Source organism: Nitrobacter sp. MLSD-S21 (genome assembly GCF_058809865.1).
Genome location: NZ_JBXASZ010000002.1, coordinates 129,124 through 147,263 on the forward strand (window position 1 = coordinate 129,124; position 18,140 = coordinate 147,263).

Sequence of the window (18,140 nt, forward strand, 5' to 3'; positions counted from 1 at the left end):
AATCGGCCAGAATGGTCTAATCGGGGCCTATATGTCAGCATCAATAACGGTCTACCCTCCGCTCGACGTCCTGAAGCCGGTTGCACCTGATATCTGGATCGTTGACAGCGGCCCACTCCACGCAATCGGACTCGCCATTCCCGTTCGGATGACTGTGGTTCGCTTGAAGAATGGTGACCTCTGGCTGCATTCTCCTACACGCTATGACGAAGGGCTCGACTCGGAGCTCCACCGGATTGGCACGATCCGACATCTTGTTGCGCCAAACGTAGCGCACTGGTCCTTCCTGAAAGATTGGCAGGCTCGCTATCCCGGTGTTGTGACCTGGGCGGCGCCAGGCCTGCGGCAACGTTCGCAGGTGAAGAAGTCCGGGGTCCCTCTCGATCACGATCTGGGATGCTATGCCCCAGAAGCCTGGGCGCTCGATATCGAGCTGGAGGTCGTACCCGGTGGCTTCGGCTTCAACGAGGTGGCCTTTTTCCATCGCTCAACGTCCACGCTCGTGCTGACCGATCTCATCCAGAATTTCGAGCCCGATAAGATCAGTCCTCTTGTTCGGCCATTGGTGCGCTTCGCCGGTGCCATGTCCCCGGACGGGAAAGCTCCCGTGCATCTTCGGTTCGCAATCAACAGAAAAAGAGACATAGCCGCAGCTGCTGCCCGAAAGCTGGTGGGCTGGGCGCCGGAGCGCGTCATCTTCGCCCATGGACGTTGGTTCGACCGCGATGGAGCAACGCAACTCCAGCGCGCGCTGCGCTGGCTTACAGACTGACACGACGGCTCAGCTCGAGTAGCTGTCCTTAGGACAGTCACCTACGCTCAGGGGATAATCAAATGAGCGGCATAATAACCCTCCTGCCGTCGCCGCGGCTGGAATTGGAATCCCTCTTCCGCGGGAAGCAGAAGAGGGCGTCGCTTCCGTCGAAACAGTCCTGATACTTGAGCGCGGATTGAGCGCTCGCGAATAACAGAATTCGGTCGAGCGACGCATGCTGATCGCGATACCAAATGCCACGGTGGCTCGGAGGGATTGTTCATCTGGAGAGAACACGCGCCAAGATACTTCACCGCGCCGTCGCTAGGCGCCGTCCTGCACCGCTCCTCGGGATGCCGCAAATATTTCCCAGCTCACCATGAACATTGCCGCGATCAGCGGACCGATGACGAAACCATTCAGGCCGAAGACTTCGATGCCGCCGAGCGTGGAGATCAGCACCACATAGTCTGGCAGTTTGGTGCCCTTGCCGACCAGAAACGGACGGAGCAGATTGTCCACCAATCCGATCACCAGCACGCCGTACAGGCTTAGTCCGATACCCTGCCATACGGCGCCGATCATCAGTAAGTAGATCGCAACCGGAAGCCAGACCAATGTGGCGCCGACCGCAGGTATCAGCGACAGAAACGCCATCACCACGGCCCATAGCAGTGCCGCGTGGAATCCCAGGAACCAGAACGCAATGCCGCCAAGCGCACCTTGGACGATGGCGACCACAATCCCACCTTTTACGGTGGCGCGAACGACGTCACCGAATCTCGTAAACAGCGCCGCCTTTTGGTCGCTATGGAGTGGAATGGCCTTCTTGATCTGTTCAACTAGTGCTCTGCCGTCCCGCAATAGGAAGAACAAAAGATAGAGCATGATGCCGAGACCGACCATGAAGTCGAACGTGTTCACCCCGATGCTAAGCGCCTGCGGGGCGAGAACTTGCCCCCCTTCATCAGGCCAGCCGCGAACCGCTCGCGCAGGGCAGAAAAATCTGTCAGGTTGAACCGCTCGATTAGCCCCGTTGCCCAGGCAGGCAGGACCTCGAGCATCCGCTGCGAGTAGTTGGCGAAACTGTACTCACCGGACTGGTACTTCGCGAACACGATCGATGCTTCCTGAACCAGGGAGGTCGTGATCACTGCAAGCGGCAGAATGACGATCGCAATAATGATCAGAACGGTGCCCGCGGCAGCAATGCTTGGCCGGTCGGGCACCAATGTGAGCAGCCTGCGATAAGTCGGCGCAAAAATCACCGCCATGACGATCGCCCAGAGCACAGCGCCATAGAACGGCTGAAGAACCCAAGCGAAAGCCAGCGTGACGGCTACAAGCAGCAACAGAAAACCTTGATGTTCAATCCTGCGCACAGATGGCTCGTTTTCTCGCGTTCCAATTGCGTTGTAGGACCGATCAAGGAGCAAGCACGGCCTGCACACTTTCCTCGGCCCACGGTTATGGCAAGACAATGGACGTTACGGGTTAAGGTTGGGAGGCCAGAAAGCGCAAATTCGATTTCAACGCTAATCTCTCGATCGGCGATGGATTGGGATACGACTCCGACTGATACCGGTGGGATACTCAAGCCGCATTCGAGCGTCCGCCTGGCGATTAGGGCAAGCCAACTCCTCAGTTAAACTGTAGGGGCTGGCGTCACCTCGCCGCCCCGCTGTTCCTCAGCTCTTTACCCCATGCGCTTCACTGTGACTGAGCTTTATGACTCTTAGGAGCACCACGTTTAGCACGCCGTTCCTAAAGTGTGCCTCGATCTTGTCTTCCTAAACGTCCGGAACGGGAGACGGCTCAAAGTGACCACAGAGGCGCGGAACGAGGCGCTGCAGGATCGCGTCGGCGAGTTTCGCCAAATAGTGGCTCCAGTCCTGCTGCAGCTCATCCACGATATTGCGCGGGCCGAGATCGAGGTCGAAGTCATCAATCGTCGCGTACCGTGGGCGAGCGCCTTCGGGCTTCTTTCTCGCCCATCGATCTTTGAACTCTGCACGACCGATTCGCTCAGAAGGTACTGAACTATAGATAACGCACAGTGGGGCATGACAACCGAAGCACGCGCCCGCCACCGGCCGTAGCTGATGGCTTGCAAAGTCCCGCAACGGGGCGGACCTGTAAATGATCCTAATAGTCCGAAGAGTTATTTTTCATTTTCTTGTTCGGTGTATTGGGATGCTTCGAAGTGCTTGCTGGCTGCTTGCCGTCCCGTGGGGCCATCATCCTATTGTGTCCGGTAGCCGATCCCGATGCTGAATTTGCGCCCTGCTCACCCGCAGAAGGCACACCGCTCCGGGGATGCGCTCCACCGTCTACATTGTCGCCTTGAGCGAATGAGACCTGAGGCATTCCAAGCGCGAGACCCGAGGTTAGCGCAGCAGCTAATGCAATCCTTTTTGTCATATCTTCACTCCCATATTGTGGTTTGCCATCGCGGCACGAGGTAAGGGGTGCAGCCAGAAAATCGTTCCAGTAAACGTTCTGAACCTATTCTCTCGCTGCTCATGTCGCCGGACGGCCCTTGGCCGGGTATCGTCTGATCATCACTCCCAAACTTACAGCTCGCCCCCGTGGCAAGTTTTTCTTGGGAGCGATGTGCCGAGCCACATTGCCCGGGCCGGGGCCATGCCCAACCCGATCCGTCCCGATCAGGCAAGCCGCTCCTTCTGAGTTCCCACCAAAAAGGCAGGAACCCTGATCGACCTTCTGGATTGAGAGTTGTTCAGCAGCTGTCTCGCGTTCCGACGCAAAGCCAATGGACATTCGCCATGAAGAGGGAAGAGAAGCTTGAGGTCTTCAAGAAGGCCGTGCAGTTCGCGGACTCTGGCAAGCACAAGGGTTGGAAACAAATTCAGTCCTGTCTAGTGAAATCTGGACATAAACGGGCTCCGGAGCTGCTCGACGGAAACAAGATCCGGATGATTCTGGACGCTCAGTGCAGGTTGGCTCGGCGCTAGGCATCATGGGGCGCGGATCGCGGGTATCTTTCAGAAGGTGATCGATCTCGGAAAGCAAACTTGATGTCTTAGTGATGGCGCAAGCTTATATACTCAGCGTCGACCCCATAGAGGGGTCTCGGTATTGACCTTCATTCTGAGCACCTCTTTCAATCGCCTATCCACCTCCGCCTGCATTCTCGGGTTGGCGGCCGTGGCAACCACTTGCCCCCGTTCGTCGGACATTGGCTGCGCAGCCGTAAGCCCGGAGAAGCTGTTCGACGGCGACGATGCTGATTGATGACTGAGCCTGCTCAGGCGGCGCCGGCACGTGCATCTGCATCTGCGATCCTTCAGGCCGAATGTCTTCTATCCGGGGTCCTGCGTCCTCTTCTCTTGGATCTCTTGGACTGCTTTTTGTTCGGGTCCTACCGGTCGTTCGGGTCCTGTTGTTGTTGGTTGTTTGGGTCGGCCTGGGCGCTCTATTTTTCGTCGACATGTTAAAGTCCTGTCTCGCTAAGCCCCGTGAATAAGCTGGTCAGGCGGACCTCGACCTTCGTCGTGACTTCGTCAAGAAATAACGCCCCAAAACGTCCGCGGTTTCCCTCGGAGGGGAAATTCAGCAAATCATGGTTGATCGTTGCCGCCGGGGGTGGGAGCTGCGTTAGAGCTCGCCACCTCGTTCTTGAAGCATCTGCAAGCGGTTTTTTCTGCCGATTTGGTGGCGCCGCTCCCAAGCCCCGATGCGTTCGGCGAGGATTTCATCTGTAAGCGTTAGAGACAGCGGAGACGTAGATCTCACCGCGCTGGTCACGTCTGAGTTTTTCTCAAGATCGTTGACGAGCTCGAGAAATTCTGCCGGCTAGAGGCCGGTGAGAGCCGTAAAAACTGATGATCTTCCAACCTGGGGCTGCCCCGGACGTTAAAACTCGCGATCGAGTCCTTGTCGAACCGACCATCGAGCGAGACGATTCCATCACTTCCCATCGTGCTGCCGTACGCATCCAGGTCCGTAGCGAAGCGCGTAGGGCATCATACAAGTCTCGCGGTGTAATCGTTGTCATGTGATCTATCTCTCATGCGCCGGTCGACCTTCGGTTCCTGCGCTCAAAGTGGATGCAATAGGGACTTTGAACAGCTCGTCGCCCCTCTCGTTGGTCACTAAGATGAAGTTCTCTTCGCGCACCATGTCTGGTTTTTCCGTTCCGACGCGGTGAGCGATGAAGCTTCCGTGTTCCAGCGCTTCATCATCATTGATGCATTCGTGACCCATCAGGTCGTTAGCTGGAAGCTGGCCTGCCAAATGGAAGAAGTACCTGGGCATGGTTCATGCAATTCCGCTGATGATCCGACGTTCCAAATGCCGATCGCTGCCGAGCCCGAACTCGCTGGCGAGGGGCTGGCCGACCGAGCGGACAGCGAGTGCACGAGGTGGGTGCAGGATTCCTGGCTCGAGGAAGCCGCCATTTAGCGTCAGCGCAAGAGTCCGAGGGAGCGCGCCCGCGATCGCGGGCGCGGAACGCCATGATCAGGGCGACGTTTACTCGGCTCATGACAAGGGAGCTTGCAATGGCTGAGAAATTTGACCCTACACGTCGCGATGTGAACGCGGAGGATCCAAAGGAGGCCATAAAGGCCGACAAGGAAATGCATGAGCGGCTGGAGAAAGGACTGGAAGGTACGTTTCCCGCGTCAGATCCGGTCAGCGCAACGCAGCCCGGCAAATCGAAGTCCGACGTCCGCGATAAATAAGAACCCCACCTGACACGAACCAGGTCATCATCTTCGAAGAAAGACGGTGCACTAGCGCATTGCATTGCAATTCATCGGTCGCGCTCTTACACTTGATTGCAGCACAGATGATGAGAGACAAGCAACATGAGCAAGATAGAAAGCATCTGCGCCGATCTCGGAATAACGACTGCCCCAGTGTCATGAGCCCACCGGCCCGTTGCGAACCAAAGCTGATCAGACGCTACGTCGGATGCTTCTCGATCACGGCGACGGTCATGTCATCATCACGCTGCGCACCATCGTGGAATCATCAAGCAATGAACGCGCGCTGACGGCGGCTGGCAATTATGACTCCCTACGTCTTTGAGGGGCGCAATCACGGATTTGAAGCCGGTCATCGCCGAGGAGGATAACCGGTTACCTGACCTCAAGACGCAATTGGCCCGGCCGCGTTCCGACGTCTTGTAGGACAAGTTCACCGGATTACAGAAACGGTCACATGATCCACCAAACTGCACCCGCTTCGGTGATGGGGCGATACGCGAGACGCCTACCCCCACGTGATTGCTCATGACCTTTCACTGATGTCTTCATTAGCTGCAAGCTGTCTCGCGCTTAGATAGCGCGTCGACGGCCTGCAAAGAAGCTATAGATAAACAACACAATGACAGCGCCCACTATAGCGCCGATCAAGCCCGCCCCTTCTCCAGGTCGGTACCACCCGAGTCCCTGACCAAGATAAGTTGCGACGAAAGCTCCGACGATGCCAAGCACTGCGGTTAGGATAAAGCCGGTCGGTTCATTGTCGCCCGCATGATGAACTTCGCTATTACCCCAGCTACAAATCCAATGATTATTGTCCAGATGATACCCATAATCACAAATCTCCGTTCTTTAGAGTTCGATCATCAGCTCGGAATGCGCCCATCCGGCGTATACTTATCAACGGCAGTAGGAAGCTCGCGAGAAAGTCTTGTCAGCAGTTCTTCCTGAGACAGACCCGTTTGCTGTTCCAAGGCGGCCAATACATCCGCTCCGATAGCCTGCTTTAAACTCGGCGCAGGAAGCTCCTGGTTAGGCCCTTTGCTAACCCACGAATCGGCGGCATCTCCCTGACCATTTTCTTTGAACCGCTCGAGCAATTCGCCTAACCCCCCGCTAAGGAGACTACCCACGCCACTGCCTGCGAGAGCTCCACTTAAGTTACCGAGCAGCCCGCCTAAAGGCTGTCCCTGTTGAGCTCCGGGCTCAGCATGATGGGTGTTATCGCCTGCGCCTTTTAAAAGCTCCGCAAGCTTGTCCCTGTTCTGGTAACCGGCCAACGCGAGCAAGCCGAGTAACGCCGTCATCGATGGCATTCCACGTGACATTAAATTTACTCCAGGCTGAGCATGAATCTCCGCACAAACGTTTGATGCCGTCGACCGTTCCACTCTCTGGCCGCAAAAATCAATTGCACGCCCCGGCCATCCTAAAGCCCGCAAGGAAGCAGACAAGCTCGCGCGCGCCGTGGGACCAGCCCGCCTGCTGGTCTGAAAGACCTACGAGCTGGACGCGACCTTCGACATGACCCGGCGTCTATTCGGAGTTCATAGCCGCGCGGCCATCACCCGAACCCACTCTCTGTCAGGATATAAACGAATGTTAAACTTGGGTGACACGGAGGAACGAGAAACGTCCGTTCTGATTAGCTCAACACACGTAAATGGGAGTTCGTATTATGCAAAAGTTGATTATTGCGATAGCGGTTGGTGCCGCGGCAATGTTCAGTGTTTCCGCTGCAAACGCAGCCAAACAAAAGGGCCGAACCGACGTCGCCCAGTCCTCGAGCGGAAGCAAAGCTCAACATCGGCACTATCGACACTCTCATAGTCGTTCGCACTATGGCCACCATGACCGTCGGTACGGCCAATCTGGCCCCGGATACTACCGTGATCAGGGAAGCTATGGTCACGCTCCGCATGGCGGCGGCTATGGTGGCTCAGGTTATGGCGGGGGCGGTTATGGCCAAGGTGGCGGCTACGGTGGCCCTGGTTATGGTGGAGGGTATGGCCCGGGTTACGGCGGCTATGGTGGCCCTGGTTACGGCGGCGGGTATGGTTATGGTGGGCCGGGGATAACATTTGGCTTCGGCAGTGGCGGGTATAGGGGTTGGTGATAAAAAATAGCCCGCAGCAATGCGGGCTTTTTTTTTAAATTCCGACCCCTTTACGACGCTTTAGATAAAAAAACGGATGCTCTATGGGCGAGGTTATGCTCGGAAGGCGTTATCGCGCCGAGCAGTAGCGAAACCTAGCGGCGTCCTCGGTACTAGCCTGAGCGGCTTACGGCAGGATGTGGTTGGTCTAATCTTGATGTTCTCGTCGCCGCCGTTTTCTACCGTCGTGTCGAGCTCTTTCCGCTTCTCGTCGGTCGGCTCCTGCATGGTCTTGCCGGTCTGTCGTTCTTCTGCTGATTGCGCGGGATTAACGGCAGTGTGCCCGCCGCTTTCCTGAAAAGGAGATGCGATCTTGCCGCACCGTGCAGTTGGCGACTGGGGAACCATAAAAAAACGCAGGCGTTTTGAATGGCGAACCCGGAGGAAGCCATGCCGCAACAGATGCCCGTGCCCATTTCCGTGATGCAGAAGTCGCTCGCTATAGCGATGCACTATCTCGTGGAGACGGGGCAAGCGTATCCGGTCTCTCAGACCAGACGCTTCTGCGCCGAGGTAATGTGCCATGAGTGGAAGACCGGCAGGCGACATCCCGTCTGGCTCGCGAACAAGGCGATCGGCGCGCTGGAGCGGACGAGAAAGGAACACTGGTTCCGCATCCTGCACGAGCCCGTGATGGCGTCGGCAGAAGGCTGACCGCGGCACTTCGAGTGAATTGTGCGCCAGCTTGCGCATTAACCGCGCACATGAAGCAAGGAGAGATGATTTCAAATCCGAACGAAGGCGTGCAGCAGACGACGCGAAGATCTCGAACAAGGACGAGAAGTGGCATTTTGCTTGTGACAGAAATTCGCGGTTGCAAATGCGGATAGCGCTTGCGAGCGCGTCCATGACGTGGCGCGTCGGTGCCGAATTAGAGGAACGCGGTGGGTGCAACGCGAAGACGATGGTGAGTTAATCGGGGCCTATATGTCTGCATCAAGAACGGTTTACCCTTCGCTCGATAATCGCCATTAATAAGAAAGGAACGGTAGATCATGACGACCTTTCTCGCCTGTTACCGCCGATTCACACGCGCATGAGTGCCGTCAGCTCGATGGTGGATTCAACCGCCCTCGGAACGTCGAATGCTACAGCGTTACCCCGCGCGACTACGTGTCCAAGCTAGGCCACGCCGGCGCGGTCTAAAATTCGGTTCTAGGTGACAATATGCAGCAGGACACGACCGACAAGTACGACCTCCAACGCTTTGTCCTCGGGCAGCAGCCGGTTTATGCGACGGCGTTATCCGAGTTAATGGCCGGCCGAAAGAGGACGCACTGGATCTGGTTCATCTTCCCGCAAGTCGAAGGCTTGGGCCATAGCGCGATGTCGCAGCGGTACGCGATCAAGTCGAAATCGGAGGCAGTGGCATATCTCGCCCACCCACTTCTCGGCACGCGGCTAGTGGAATGCAGGTGCGCTGTCCTTTCGGTCGCGGACCGGTCCGCCCATGAGATCTTTGGCTCGCCCGACGACGTCAAATACAAGTCGTCGATGACGCTGTTCGACGCGGTCGATGCCGGCAGTCTCTCCGCCAATGTTTGGATCGCTACTTCGATGGCGAACTTGATCCGGCGACACTCACTGTCCTCGACCAATGGGGCGCAGCGGGCGGGCCTCCGGTATCGGCGCGATCGTGACCGAGCGCACCACGTGGTCCTTTTGATGCCAGCGCGGCATCCCGAGACGCCAGATGGCCGCTACTTCGTCGCCAAAGGCAGGCTGTGGCGTCTCGCCAACCCCTCACTGGAGAACCACGAGCGGAAGTCGTTGGTGTCTGCGCTGACGAAGGCTCGTCGGACCGTGAGGGACGCCAAGCGCAGGGGCGACGAGAAAGCCGAGGCGAAAGCGCACCGCGCGGTCGATGGCGCGAAACGCGCACTCGGGGAACGCGGCCCGGTCTGGTGGAACGATGGCGCGCCGGATCTGAACAGGCACCTGGCCAAGAACACGCCCTACGCCGACTGGTATGCAGGTCTCCATAATCGAAAGCATTCGAGTTGAAGATCGCGACATTCAACGTCAACAATGTCAATAAGCGCCTGCCGAACCTGCTGGCCTGGCTGCGGTCGTCAAAACCCGACATCGTCTGTCTGCAGGAGCTCAAGACTGAGCAGGCGGAGTTTCCCGAAGCCGAGTTGAAGAAGGCAGGGTATTCGTCGGCATGGGTCGGACAGCGAAGCTGGAACGGCGTCGCGATCCTAGCAAGACGAAGAGACGTCATCGTTACGCGGCGTAGGTTGCCGGGCGATCCGAAGGATCATCAGAGCCGCTATCTCGAAGCTGCGGTCGAAGGCCTTGTCGTAGCCGCGATATATGCTCCGAACGGCAACCCGCAGCCCGGACCCAAGTTCGACTACAAGCTCGGCTGGCTCCAGCGGCTCGACCGCCACGCATCGAGGCTTCTGAAGACCGGTGCCCCCGTCGTCCTCGCCGGCGACTTCAACGTGGTACCGACGGAAGCTGACATTTACCCGACTAAATCCTGGGACAAGGATGCTCTGGTGCAACCGCAGGCGCGTAAGCTCTATCGTGCGATGCTCGACCATGGATGGTCCGACTCGCTGCGACAGGTCCATCCGAAGGGCCCGCCCTTCACTTTCTGGAGCTACTGGCGCAATCGCTTCGAACGCGACGCGGGCTTACGGATCGACCATATCCTTCTCAGTCCCGATCTGGCCCCGCGGCTGAAGAAGGCCGGCGTTGACCGCAAGGTCCGCGGCCGGGACAACGCGAGCGACCATGCGCCGGCGTGGATCGTGCTGAGCTGAGATTCCGCCAATGCGCAACGTGGTCCTCATGTCGGACGGCGAATGGCTTTGCGAGGCCGTCCGGTGGCGGAACATGAGAAGGTTGCTGCCGTTGTCAACGACAGCAACGGAGAAGAATTTATGTCGAAGAGACCGCTCGCCGAAATCGCCAAAGACATGGCTGGCATTGATATCGCCATCCTGTCCACCCACACCGAGAGGGGCGAGATCGCAAACCGCCCGATGAGCAATAATGGCGACGTTAACCTACGACGGGACGTCGTACTACTTCAGCTACGAACAGGCGCGGGCTGTATCCGACATCCAGCGAAATCCGAAGGTTGCGCTCGGTTTCTCCTCCGAAGCGGGTCTGTTGTCGAAAGGCACCTACGTCGCCGTCGAGGGCGAGGCCCAGTTAATCCGAGACAAGGACGCCTTCAAACGTCATTGGACCAGCGATCTCGACAAGTGGTTCGACAACGGCGTAGATACGGCAGGTATCGTTCTCATCAAGGTGACGGCGAAACGGGTGACCTATTGGAAGGGCAGCGAAGTAGGCGAAGTCGAGATCTGACACTGGCTTTCGTCAACAGCGCCATCCTGCTCGGCGCGCTGCATGGGCTCAAACCCCGCCATTCCAAGAGTACGATGGCTGCCTTTAGGCCGTGTTGCTCGGATTGTCGGCCGCGATCTCGCACACCGCGGTCGTATGGGCCGCCGCGCTGATCGGCCTCTACTGCAGCGAGGCGCGTCTGAGGATCGCGTCGGTGGTCATCATCCTTGGCGTCGCCGTGCTGCTTCGAACTCGGTTTAACGATCACCGTGGTATCGGCCGGCACCGCGGTGCTGAGCATTCGACATGTCGAGCGCCACAGAGCGGATTTAGCCATTTCGCGCATCGGACCCCGTGCGTGTCGGCGGCGCTTGTAGTGCTCGGAAATCCAATCACTTGCCCAAGCAATTTTAAGGCATATTCTGAAAATCAGGCAATTTTTCACTTGTGGCATATCAATAGCTTAGTTGGGCATTTCAGAAATGAGCGGAAGCGATTCAAGGGAGTCGCCACATAGAGGAGATTGAAGTCGGGGAACTCCGTCAGAAGTGGACAAGAAGCATGCCAGGGAACCAAAGCCCATGGTCGCTGTTTTCAAGATCCCACCATGGAGGTTAGCTTGAAAACATTCGCCACTGCCCTCGCACTTCTCGTGTTGTCGACTGCGTCGTTCGCCCAAACACCGGCGCACACGCCTTCGCAAGCCGCAGCTCCTGTTGCTGCCGCTGGCGACTGGAGCGCATCTAAGTTGTCGGGTGTGAACGTCTACAATGAAGCCAATGACAAGATCGGCGAGATCTCCGATCTGATCGTCTCTGCACAAGGCGAACTTAGGGGCGTTGTCATCGAAGCCGGCGGCTTCCTGGGAATGGGAAAGCACCATGTGCTGGTCGCCATGAAAAGCTTGAAGTTCTCGAACGAGGCCGGAAAGACGACCACCGGAAAAACGTCTGAGACCAAGAGAGAATGGTATCCAGACCGCGCTGTCCTGAACGTCACGAAGGATGAACTCAAAGCTATGCCTGAGTTCAAATATTAATTCTTAATGGGGCTCCAAACTTTGTTTGGGGCCCTACTCCGGCCTTCGGGCCTAGACGATTGTCTCCTTGCGTACAAAGGACGATCAGCATGAATAAGAATAAAGATGGTTCGGTCTCGCCTGAATCCGTAAGCAATGTGTGTTTTTTCCTCGGAAGCTTTGGGATTTTGGCGGCGGTCGTTGGATCCGGTTTTATTGTAGCGGCCGCGACAATCTAAAATAACCCGGTTCCTCCCAACCATTGACTGGGCCGGAGATTACTCCGCATAGGAGCCTTAACATGGCGACCGGAATGTACCGTAGGACAGATGGGTTTGCGCAGGTTGATTACGACGGGACAAGTATTCCTGTCTCGCGCATAAAATATGAAGAAAATGGCTATAAGCCAGAGTTCGAAAAGCTACCGGCCGAAGCTGAATATTTGGCGTCGCGAGAAGAGGCGATGAAGCGGGACGCAAAGGGGCCTTAGAACGTCCGCTGCTTGAATCCAGAGGCGAAGCTTTAAACTATTGCTATCGCGGCACGCCACCTGAGAGGGCCATCTGCTGAAATATCGGAGATTTCAGACCATCGCCGGACAACAGAAAAATAGACACACCAACATCGACACCAGCACGAAAAATCCCATTGAGACGGCGAAGACTGAAGCTTGATGCATGCGCGCCACGTCAACCCGCCAATTGATTGCTATTTTTCCAGTAAGAAAGGGGCAAGATGGCGAAGGTGCTTGCTAGAGGTGCTTTCGCGCGTCAGATCGGTGATAACTTCCGACCGGGTTCGAGGAGGATCGATGGGCGTCGAACGGAAGGCAGGATGTTAGATGGCCGAAAATCCGCCAGATCAATGTGATGATTTGCTTGTCGCGATTGAACGGCTTGCCAATCCAGCTCAGCCCCTCCCAAACGGCAAAATCGCTGGCGCCGCTTTCATCGCCGCTGCGAAAAAGGCAGTGGCGCGACTGCAAACACTGATCGACGAGAGCGAAGATCGTTGATGCTCCAAGGCCATCCGCGCCTGGTCGATTTCGGGCTGAGGCGCGCAAGCAACAGAGTTGGACGCATGAATGAGGAAGCCTCCGAAATTGAAGTGTCACCTCTGGGCGGTATAGTGGCTCGCGCCGGCATGACCGTTCACGTCGAAATTTATCGGTTCGTTGAAGGAGACGACAGCTGGACGCTTGAAGTGACGGATCACGAGGGGGGATCGACCGTCTGGGAAGATCGGTTTGCTTCTGATAATGAGGCGCATGCCGAGTTTTATCGAGTGCTCGAAACCGATGGCATCCAATCGTTTTTGGAAGATCAGCCGGAATCGAGGCGTCTCGTGCAAAGGCCCCCTTTCAACGAATGAGATGATCTGGATCCTGAATCCATGACCGCCGCGCAGCGCCAGCCGTCGCCTGGTCGCGCTTGGACTGAAGAAGGGAAATAAGATGAAGGCGCCCGATTGGTTCAAACGGTCTGAGCCCCGTTCGAAAGAGGAGAAGCTAGCCCGCAAGGCGATCAAGGAAGCAGACGCACGAGTGGCCATGGCCGAGCACGAGAAAGCGGCAGAGGCGTTTGCCAACAACCGCGAGCGCCTGAAGGCGCAGCGGCTGGCTCGTGAGGCTGGCGAGGGCACTCCGCCGAAGAGGGATTGAAAGCGATCTCAGCGTTGAAAAAGCAGTTTGGCGCCAAATGGAAAGCGGGGAAGCGACCGAATGCGTAGGTTCAAAACAAGTTTGTTGATTGGTCTGTCGCTTCTTCCCGCCCTTTGCCTTCTGTTTTTTTCAGGTCTGATAGCTATTGAGACTTGGCCCTACATGTGGGGTTCAACCCCACATGCCCCACCTCCTCCGGTTTCTCCACCTTCTCAACAACTCGACAGTTTTTCCGAGACTAAGCAATTTTTCCTCGCTGTTGCGACCTTGTTGCTAACTACAGTAAGCACCGTCTCGACGCTGTGGTTGGCTTGGCGGAGCGACAAAAGACAGTCTCGTGAATTCGAACTGAAAATCGCGCAGCTTCAATCGGAGCTTGATAAGGCGAAAAAATAGAGCTTCGAACTGATCGGCTTACGGCGTGCCAGCAGGAAGCCGAGCTATGGGAGGCAGTTAGCGTAGCCGACGGGATCAGAGTGACGTTTTACAAAGTATCACGGCGGTCGAGGGAGCGATGAACAAGCGTAAGGCCTTAGTTCACATCAAAAGTCTAATGAAGGCGCGGGGGCTAGAAACGCCCGCCCCACAGAAAGATAAAGAGCCCGCCCTCGATCCCGTTGAAGCCTTGCATCATATCAAGACACTTTCCCGCGCCGCGCAGGACAGTATCGATATTGCCATAGTGCAGCAGCACTTAAAGATGATCCAAGCGATCGTGGAGAAGGCGCTGCCGATGCGGAAATAAAAAAAACCCCGCCGGAGCGGGGTTGAATTCGCAAGCGAGCGCGTGAGGTGACCGCTAACCCATGTTTCACTCTGTTTCCAGACGGAAACTCCGTTTGGGCGTAGTGACGTGGGCTCTCACGTCTCCATATCAATACCAACCATAGGGCTGGTAGCAGCCGTATCCGCCCCACCCCCCACAACCATAATTCCCATAGCCATACGGGCCGCCGCCCCAGCCCCAGCCACCACCATAGGGATAGCCCCAGCCACCGCCCCATCCCAAGCCACCGAACCCTACCGCAATGGGAAAACCCCATCCCCAGCCGCCGCGTCGCCATCCTCCGCCGCCCCAACCTCTACCCGCCCAGCCCACGCGCCTGAACCCACCCCCGGCGAACCCGCCCCGAAAACCGCCGGGCATCCCCATTCCAAATCCGCCGCCCCGAAAACCGCCGAATCCGCCGCCGCGAAAACCACCGCCTCCAAATCCGCCACCGCGGAACCCTCCTCCTCGCTGCGCTGCCGCCTCATTCGGCACCAGAGCAAGAGTCGATGCGACGATTGCCACGCCACTTAGGATGGCCAGTACTTTCTTGCGCATTGCACACTCCGTTTCACACTTGCGTCAGCCGAGACTTTGACTGGTCAGGTTCAATGACGAACATTCAACCACCTCCCCGCCGCTCCAACAACGTCAGTGGTGAATTCGTTCCTACGGGGCTGCGTGGCAACCCGGGTCTGATAGCGACTATGGGGCGGTTAGATCAGGCTGCTGACTTTACAGCGGGGCAAGCTGATTATCTTGCATGCCAACGACCCCGCCGCCCGGCGAGCTTGCTCCCCTGACTGTGTGAAGGCTCCCGCGCATAGCCGTCATCGGCCTTTACCTGCCGGCGCCTGGCCGCCATCCGATCGGTAAGGTCTTTCGGGGTACGGACCATCGCGATACTCCACATGCGACGCGGAAAATGTCATGCTCGCGCGGCAGATGGAGTACGGCCCAGCACTAATGTGCAGTGACAAGTTTTCCAGCCGTCCACGTGAGGCGGTCAGCCTTGATAAGTACGCGGTCATTCCCAACTTGCGGCCGGGCGAAAAGACTGACGAGGACAAAGACGGCGCAGAATAGCAGACCTACAAGCATGGTCTTTCGGTTTGCGCCTTTGTCGTGAACGAACATGATGACAGATTAGGCTGTGGAACTGAGCCCGCAATTGTATGAAGGGACTAACCTTACCGGATAACCCTATTCGTCTGCCCACCAGTTCTAGGCAAATAATCGCCTCACCCTATGGCTAGGCAGCGTTCACGCTCATGCGATTGTTCGCCAGCCGATTGCCGGAGAGTTCTCGGGTTAACCGCCCCCGTAACATAGCTAGAACCGCTGCCTCCTCCGGCTTGAGGCCTTCCAACTCGTCCCGCAACTCATTCTCGACCGCCTTTTTAATTTCAAGCACGAGGTTACCGTCGAGATATGATGTCAGCACCTCGGGATGCACGTAACATTTGCGACAGATGGTCGGGGTGTTGCCCAAGCGCGCCGCCACGTTCTCAATTGCGGAGCGAAGGTTACGCTTGGCCTGAGCCGCACTGTCGAAGGCCTTCACCTCATTCAGGGCCATTGCTGCAAGGACGGTACCAGCCCAAGTCCGAAAATCCTTTGCCGTGATGTTCTGTCCGGTGATCTCCTTCAGATACTCGTTGACGTCGCCTGAGGTCACGTCCTGCGGCTTCCCACTTTCATCCAGGTACTGCAATAATTCCTGACCAGGAAGCTCCTGGCAGGCCCTGATGATTTTTGCTATGCGCCGGTTTCTCACGTGCAACGACCACTTCTTGCCACTCTTACCGATAAATCGAAAGCGGACTTCGTTGCCTTCCACCGTCACGTGGCGGGTCTTCAGCGTGGTTAGACCATACCTATTGTTTTGCTTCGCATAGTCATCATTGCCGACGCGGATAAGAGTGGTTTCGAGAAGGTATACGACCGTAGCGAGAATTTTCTCTCGCCGAAGTCCCCGAAATGCCATGTGCTCGCGTATCTGGGATCGAATCCCCGGCAGAGCCTCAGCAAACGCCACCACGTGTTCGAATTTAGTGCTCTCGCGCACCTCACGGAAACGCGGGTGGTAGCTATACTGCTTTCTGCCTTTCGCATCGCGGCCCGTCGCTTGAATATGCCCATACGCAAACGGACAAAATCCACACGTCAGTCCAAGCTGGCGGAATTGCGAGCGACTTGATGCGACCGAGCGCATTTGCCTCTGTGAGCCTGGAGCCGTCAGCACGAGTATAGCAGAATCCTTTGCCCGATCTTCGCCGCCGTATGCCGGGCTTACCATCTGAGACGTATCGTAACCCGGCCGACTCCGCTGCATCCTTAGGATCGACGATCGCCTGTTCGGCCCCGGCTGACTCACACAAGATGCTGTCCTTCGTTCCTTAGGCAAAACGTGATGCGATAGCCAAAAGTTCCTGAGCCAGTGAAGTGCGCGCCCCTCCTCGTTGCCATTTGGACAGCCACTCTCGACGTGCTTAAGGTTTTCCGATTTTCTACGGACGCGAGACCTCTTTTCAGAACTTCGACTTGTCGTCGACCTCATAGTCGTTCCCGTTGGCTATGCGCACGCAAAACGCCACTACCGAAGCAAGGTGGTTCAAGTCCAAGTTTTTATTAGGAACGGGTTCATGAACAGCAGGTTCGTTGTAGGCAAAACCAACGGAGAAGATGAATGTTCATGCACAACAAGCGGCTACAATATACTGTCCGCGTTTCGGAACCAAACCCGGTGCTCGGCTCATTTATGCTCGAACAATTCGGCGGTCCGGACGGTGAGCTCGCAGCCGCGATGCGCTATTTCACGCAAGGTTTGGGAGAAGACGATCCCGGCCGCAAAGACATGCTTCTCGATATCGCCACCGAAGAGCTCAGTCATCTCGAGGTGATTGGTTCCATCGTTGCCATGCTCAACAAAGGCGCCAAGGCGCAGATTTCCGAGGGCAGCATGAAGGAGGCCGAGCTCTATTTGTCCCTCACCAAGGGTGGGAATAGCCATACGCAGTCGATACTTTATGGCGGTGGACCCGCCCTGACTAACTCCTCTGGGGTACCATGGACTGCAGCTTATATCGACAGCCGCGGGGATCCCACATGCGACTTGCGCTCGAACATTGCGGCTGAAAGCCGAGCCAAGATTGTCTACGAGCGACTGATCAATTTAACAGATGACCCTGGCATTAAGGATGCGCTGGGCTTTCTGATGACCCGAGAAATCGCCCACCAAAAGTCATTCGAGAAGGCGCTCTATGCCATCGCGGACAACTTTCCACCCGGTAAGCTGCCCGGACTCAAACCGTTCGCGGATACCTACGTAAACACTTCGCAGGGCGGCGTCGAGCAGAATGGCCCCTGGAACAGCGGTAAGCAGTGGGACCGGGTGGATGATTTGGAAGCAGCACTTCCCGCAGACGGGGGTGATGGCGATGCTACCGTTCAGCTCAGTTCGATTGACACCACAGCGCTCAAGGCCCTTGCGACGCGCACAATGTCGCAGCAAGGCGGCGACCCAAAGACCGGAGCCGATTTGGGCGCTGGTCCTGGCGCAGGAAAGGTCACTGACGGCGACAAGGGTGGCGCGGAAGACATGGACGAAGCCGAAGCAATGGCGAAAAAAAGAACGGCGGCGTGACGCAACGCTGTAAGTGGTACGGTTCACGCTCGAGGTTTACTAAACGGCTTAAGCGCGGCTGAACCGTACCGCCAAATTTGGTGGCAGACGGCCCGATCAGTCCGA

Annotated in this window: 22 protein-coding genes and 2 pseudogenes; 17 read left to right on the plus strand and 7 right to left on the minus strand. The window is 56.9% G+C overall.

Annotation, left to right across the window (positions count from 1 at the left end; all coding sequences use genetic code 11):
- Positions 1-31: 31 nt before the first annotated feature.
- Complete coding sequence (locus tag AC1RT6_RS06365) at positions 32-772, plus strand: DUF4336 domain-containing protein (protein ID WP_472791367.1); 741 nt, start codon at positions 32-34, stop codon at positions 770-772.
- Between the two features lie 306 nt (positions 773-1,078).
- On the opposite strand, the gene AC1RT6_RS06370 is transcribed toward AC1RT6_RS06365, so the two are convergent.
- Positions 1,079-1,678, minus strand: coding sequence for an AI-2E family transporter (locus AC1RT6_RS06370; RefSeq protein WP_472791366.1), 600 nt, complete (start codon positions 1,676-1,678; stop codon positions 1,079-1,081).
- A complete protein-coding gene (locus AC1RT6_RS06375; protein WP_472791365.1) occupies positions 1,675-2,136 on the minus strand; it encodes an AI-2E family transporter in 462 nt (153 codons plus the stop codon). The genes AC1RT6_RS06370 and AC1RT6_RS06375 overlap by 4 nt, the downstream gene beginning before the upstream one ends.
- Before the next feature lie 438 nt (positions 2,137-2,574).
- On the opposite strand from AC1RT6_RS06375, the gene AC1RT6_RS06380 reads away from it, so the two are divergent.
- Positions 2,575-2,793 carry a hypothetical protein gene (locus tag AC1RT6_RS06380; RefSeq protein WP_472791364.1) on the plus strand — a complete coding sequence of 73 codons (219 nt, stop codon included), beginning with the start codon at positions 2,575-2,577 and terminating at the stop codon, positions 2,791-2,793.
- A 1,984-nt stretch (positions 2,794-4,777) separates the two neighbouring features.
- Here AC1RT6_RS06380 and AC1RT6_RS06385 read toward each other — a convergent pair.
- Positions 4,778-5,032 carry a DUF6894 family protein gene (locus AC1RT6_RS06385; protein ID WP_472791362.1) on the minus strand — a complete coding sequence of 85 codons (255 nt, stop codon included), beginning with the start codon at positions 5,030-5,032 and terminating at the stop codon, positions 4,778-4,780.
- Positions 5,033-5,277: 245 nt separating this feature from the next.
- Between AC1RT6_RS06385 and AC1RT6_RS06390 the strand changes: the two genes are divergently transcribed.
- Positions 5,278-5,460 (plus strand): hypothetical protein, encoded by a 183-nt coding sequence (locus AC1RT6_RS06390; protein ID WP_472791361.1) that lies wholly within the window; start codon positions 5,278-5,280, stop codon positions 5,458-5,460.
- Between the two features lie 597 nt (positions 5,461-6,057).
- Here the strand turns inward: AC1RT6_RS06390 and AC1RT6_RS06395 are convergent.
- Positions 6,058-6,317, minus strand: a pseudogene (locus AC1RT6_RS06395) (GlsB/YeaQ/YmgE family stress response membrane protein).
- Positions 6,318-6,350: 33 nt separating this feature from the next.
- Positions 6,351-6,812, minus strand: coding sequence for a YidB family protein (locus AC1RT6_RS06400; protein WP_472791360.1), 462 nt, complete (start codon positions 6,810-6,812; stop codon positions 6,351-6,353).
- A 522-nt stretch (positions 6,813-7,334) separates the two neighbouring features.
- Between AC1RT6_RS06400 and AC1RT6_RS06405 the strand changes: the two genes are divergently transcribed.
- The 12 genes from AC1RT6_RS06405 (at position 7,335) to AC1RT6_RS06460 (ending at position 14,365) form a co-directional block, all read left to right on the plus strand.
- Positions 7,335-7,562, plus strand: a complete 228-nt coding sequence (locus AC1RT6_RS06405; protein WP_472791359.1) for a hypothetical protein — start codon at positions 7,335-7,337, stop codon at positions 7,560-7,562.
- Between the two features lie 467 nt (positions 7,563-8,029).
- Positions 8,030-8,293, plus strand: a complete 264-nt coding sequence (locus AC1RT6_RS06410; RefSeq protein ID WP_472791358.1) for a hypothetical protein — start codon at positions 8,030-8,032, stop codon at positions 8,291-8,293.
- Between the two features lie 513 nt (positions 8,294-8,806).
- The gene (locus tag AC1RT6_RS06415) at positions 8,807-9,643 is read left to right on the plus strand and encodes a DUF1810 domain-containing protein (protein ID WP_472791357.1); all 837 of its coding nucleotides are present in this window, start codon (positions 8,807-8,809) and stop codon (positions 9,641-9,643) included.
- Entirely contained in the window at positions 9,640-10,410 is a 771-nt protein-coding gene (gene xth, locus AC1RT6_RS06420; RefSeq protein ID WP_472791356.1) for an exodeoxyribonuclease III, read from the plus strand. Before AC1RT6_RS06415 ends, xth begins: the two co-directional genes overlap by 4 nt.
- Positions 10,411-10,642: 232 nt before the next feature.
- Positions 10,643-10,963, plus strand: a complete 321-nt coding sequence (locus AC1RT6_RS06425; protein ID WP_472791355.1) for a pyridoxamine 5'-phosphate oxidase family protein — start codon at positions 10,643-10,645, stop codon at positions 10,961-10,963.
- A 586-nt stretch (positions 10,964-11,549) separates the two neighbouring features.
- Positions 11,550-11,981: a PRC-barrel domain-containing protein gene (locus AC1RT6_RS06430; RefSeq protein ID WP_472791354.1), complete on the plus strand. Its 432-nt coding sequence runs from the start codon at positions 11,550-11,552 to the stop codon at positions 11,979-11,981.
- A 280-nt stretch (positions 11,982-12,261) separates the two neighbouring features.
- Positions 12,262-12,450, plus strand: a complete 189-nt coding sequence (locus tag AC1RT6_RS06435; protein WP_472791353.1) for a hypothetical protein — start codon at positions 12,262-12,264, stop codon at positions 12,448-12,450.
- Positions 12,451-12,801: 351 nt separating this feature from the next.
- Complete coding sequence (locus tag AC1RT6_RS06440; RefSeq protein ID WP_472791352.1) at positions 12,802-12,975, plus strand: hypothetical protein; 174 nt, start codon at positions 12,802-12,804, stop codon at positions 12,973-12,975.
- A 65-nt stretch (positions 12,976-13,040) separates the two neighbouring features.
- Positions 13,041-13,331 (plus strand): hypothetical protein, encoded by a 291-nt coding sequence (locus AC1RT6_RS06445; RefSeq protein WP_472791351.1) that lies wholly within the window; start codon positions 13,041-13,043, stop codon positions 13,329-13,331.
- An 82-nt stretch (positions 13,332-13,413) separates the two neighbouring features.
- A complete protein-coding gene (locus AC1RT6_RS06450; protein WP_472791350.1) occupies positions 13,414-13,620 on the plus strand; it encodes a hypothetical protein in 207 nt (68 codons plus the stop codon).
- 60 nt (positions 13,621-13,680) lie between these two features.
- Positions 13,681-14,016, plus strand: a complete 336-nt coding sequence (locus AC1RT6_RS06455; RefSeq protein WP_472791349.1) for a hypothetical protein — start codon at positions 13,681-13,683, stop codon at positions 14,014-14,016.
- 118 nt (positions 14,017-14,134) lie between these two features.
- On the plus strand, positions 14,135-14,365 hold the full coding sequence (locus tag AC1RT6_RS06460; RefSeq protein WP_472791348.1) for a hypothetical protein: 231 nt from the start codon (positions 14,135-14,137) through the stop codon (positions 14,363-14,365).
- 129 nt (positions 14,366-14,494) lie between these two features.
- Here the strand turns inward: AC1RT6_RS06460 and AC1RT6_RS06465 are convergent, their stop codons facing one another.
- Entirely contained in the window at positions 14,495-14,947 is a 453-nt protein-coding gene (locus AC1RT6_RS06465) for a hypothetical protein (RefSeq protein ID WP_472791347.1), read from the minus strand.
- Between the two features lie 372 nt (positions 14,948-15,319).
- Between AC1RT6_RS06465 and AC1RT6_RS06470 the strand changes: the two genes are divergently transcribed.
- Complete coding sequence (locus AC1RT6_RS06470) at positions 15,320-15,475, plus strand: hypothetical protein (protein ID WP_472791346.1); 156 nt, start codon at positions 15,320-15,322, stop codon at positions 15,473-15,475.
- A 166-nt stretch (positions 15,476-15,641) separates the two neighbouring features.
- Here AC1RT6_RS06470 and AC1RT6_RS06475 read toward each other — a convergent pair.
- Positions 15,642-16,773, minus strand: a pseudogene (locus tag AC1RT6_RS06475) (DNA topoisomerase IB).
- A 311-nt stretch (positions 16,774-17,084) separates the two neighbouring features.
- Here AC1RT6_RS06475 and AC1RT6_RS06480 point away from each other — a divergent pair.
- Positions 17,085-18,035: a manganese catalase family protein gene (locus AC1RT6_RS06480; RefSeq protein WP_493029474.1), complete on the plus strand. Its 951-nt coding sequence runs from the start codon at positions 17,085-17,087 to the stop codon at positions 18,033-18,035.
- Positions 18,036-18,140: the final 105 nt, after the last annotated feature.

What these genes read in the sequence shown, in the direction of transcription:
- AC1RT6_RS06425 (WP_472791355.1), top strand. Translation starts at nt 10,643, where the DNA reads ATGGCGACGTTAACCTACGACGGGACGTCGTACTACTTCAGCTACGAA.
- AC1RT6_RS06405 (WP_472791359.1), top strand. Translation starts at nt 7,335, where the DNA reads ATGACCGTCGGTACGGCCAATCTGGCCCCGGATACTACCGTGATCAGG.
- AC1RT6_RS06465 (WP_472791347.1), bottom strand. Translation starts at nt 14,947, where the DNA reads ATGCGCAAGAAAGTACTGGCCATCCTAAGTGGCGTGGCAATCGTCGCA.
- AC1RT6_RS06385 (WP_472791362.1), bottom strand. Translation starts at nt 5,032, where the DNA reads ATGCCCAGGTACTTCTTCCATTTGGCAGGCCAGCTTCCAGCTAACGAC.
- AC1RT6_RS06435 (WP_472791353.1), top strand. Translation starts at nt 12,262, where the DNA reads ATGGCGACCGGAATGTACCGTAGGACAGATGGGTTTGCGCAGGTTGAT.
- AC1RT6_RS06430 (WP_472791354.1), top strand. Translation starts at nt 11,550, where the DNA reads ATGGAGGTTAGCTTGAAAACATTCGCCACTGCCCTCGCACTTCTCGTG.
- AC1RT6_RS06440 (WP_472791352.1), top strand. Translation starts at nt 12,802, where the DNA reads ATGGCCGAAAATCCGCCAGATCAATGTGATGATTTGCTTGTCGCGATT.
- AC1RT6_RS06460 (WP_472791348.1), top strand. Translation starts at nt 14,135, where the DNA reads ATGAACAAGCGTAAGGCCTTAGTTCACATCAAAAGTCTAATGAAGGCG.
- AC1RT6_RS06400 (WP_472791360.1), bottom strand. Translation starts at nt 6,812, where the DNA reads ATGTCACGTGGAATGCCATCGATGACGGCGTTACTCGGCTTGCTCGCG.
- AC1RT6_RS06415 (WP_472791357.1), top strand. Translation starts at nt 8,807, where the DNA reads ATGCAGCAGGACACGACCGACAAGTACGACCTCCAACGCTTTGTCCTC.
- AC1RT6_RS06365 (WP_472791367.1), top strand. Translation starts at nt 32, where the DNA reads ATGTCAGCATCAATAACGGTCTACCCTCCGCTCGACGTCCTGAAGCCG.
- AC1RT6_RS06455 (WP_472791349.1), top strand. Translation starts at nt 13,681, where the DNA reads ATGCGTAGGTTCAAAACAAGTTTGTTGATTGGTCTGTCGCTTCTTCCC.
- AC1RT6_RS06470 (WP_472791346.1), top strand. Translation starts at nt 15,320, where the DNA reads ATGCTCGCGCGGCAGATGGAGTACGGCCCAGCACTAATGTGCAGTGAC.
- AC1RT6_RS06480 (WP_493029474.1), top strand. Translation starts at nt 17,085, where the DNA reads ATGCACAACAAGCGGCTACAATATACTGTCCGCGTTTCGGAACCAAAC.
- AC1RT6_RS06410 (WP_472791358.1), top strand. Translation starts at nt 8,030, where the DNA reads ATGCCGCAACAGATGCCCGTGCCCATTTCCGTGATGCAGAAGTCGCTC.
- AC1RT6_RS06445 (WP_472791351.1), top strand. Translation starts at nt 13,041, where the DNA reads ATGAATGAGGAAGCCTCCGAAATTGAAGTGTCACCTCTGGGCGGTATA.
- AC1RT6_RS06390 (WP_472791361.1), top strand. Translation starts at nt 5,278, where the DNA reads ATGGCTGAGAAATTTGACCCTACACGTCGCGATGTGAACGCGGAGGAT.
- AC1RT6_RS06450 (WP_472791350.1), top strand. Translation starts at nt 13,414, where the DNA reads ATGAAGGCGCCCGATTGGTTCAAACGGTCTGAGCCCCGTTCGAAAGAG.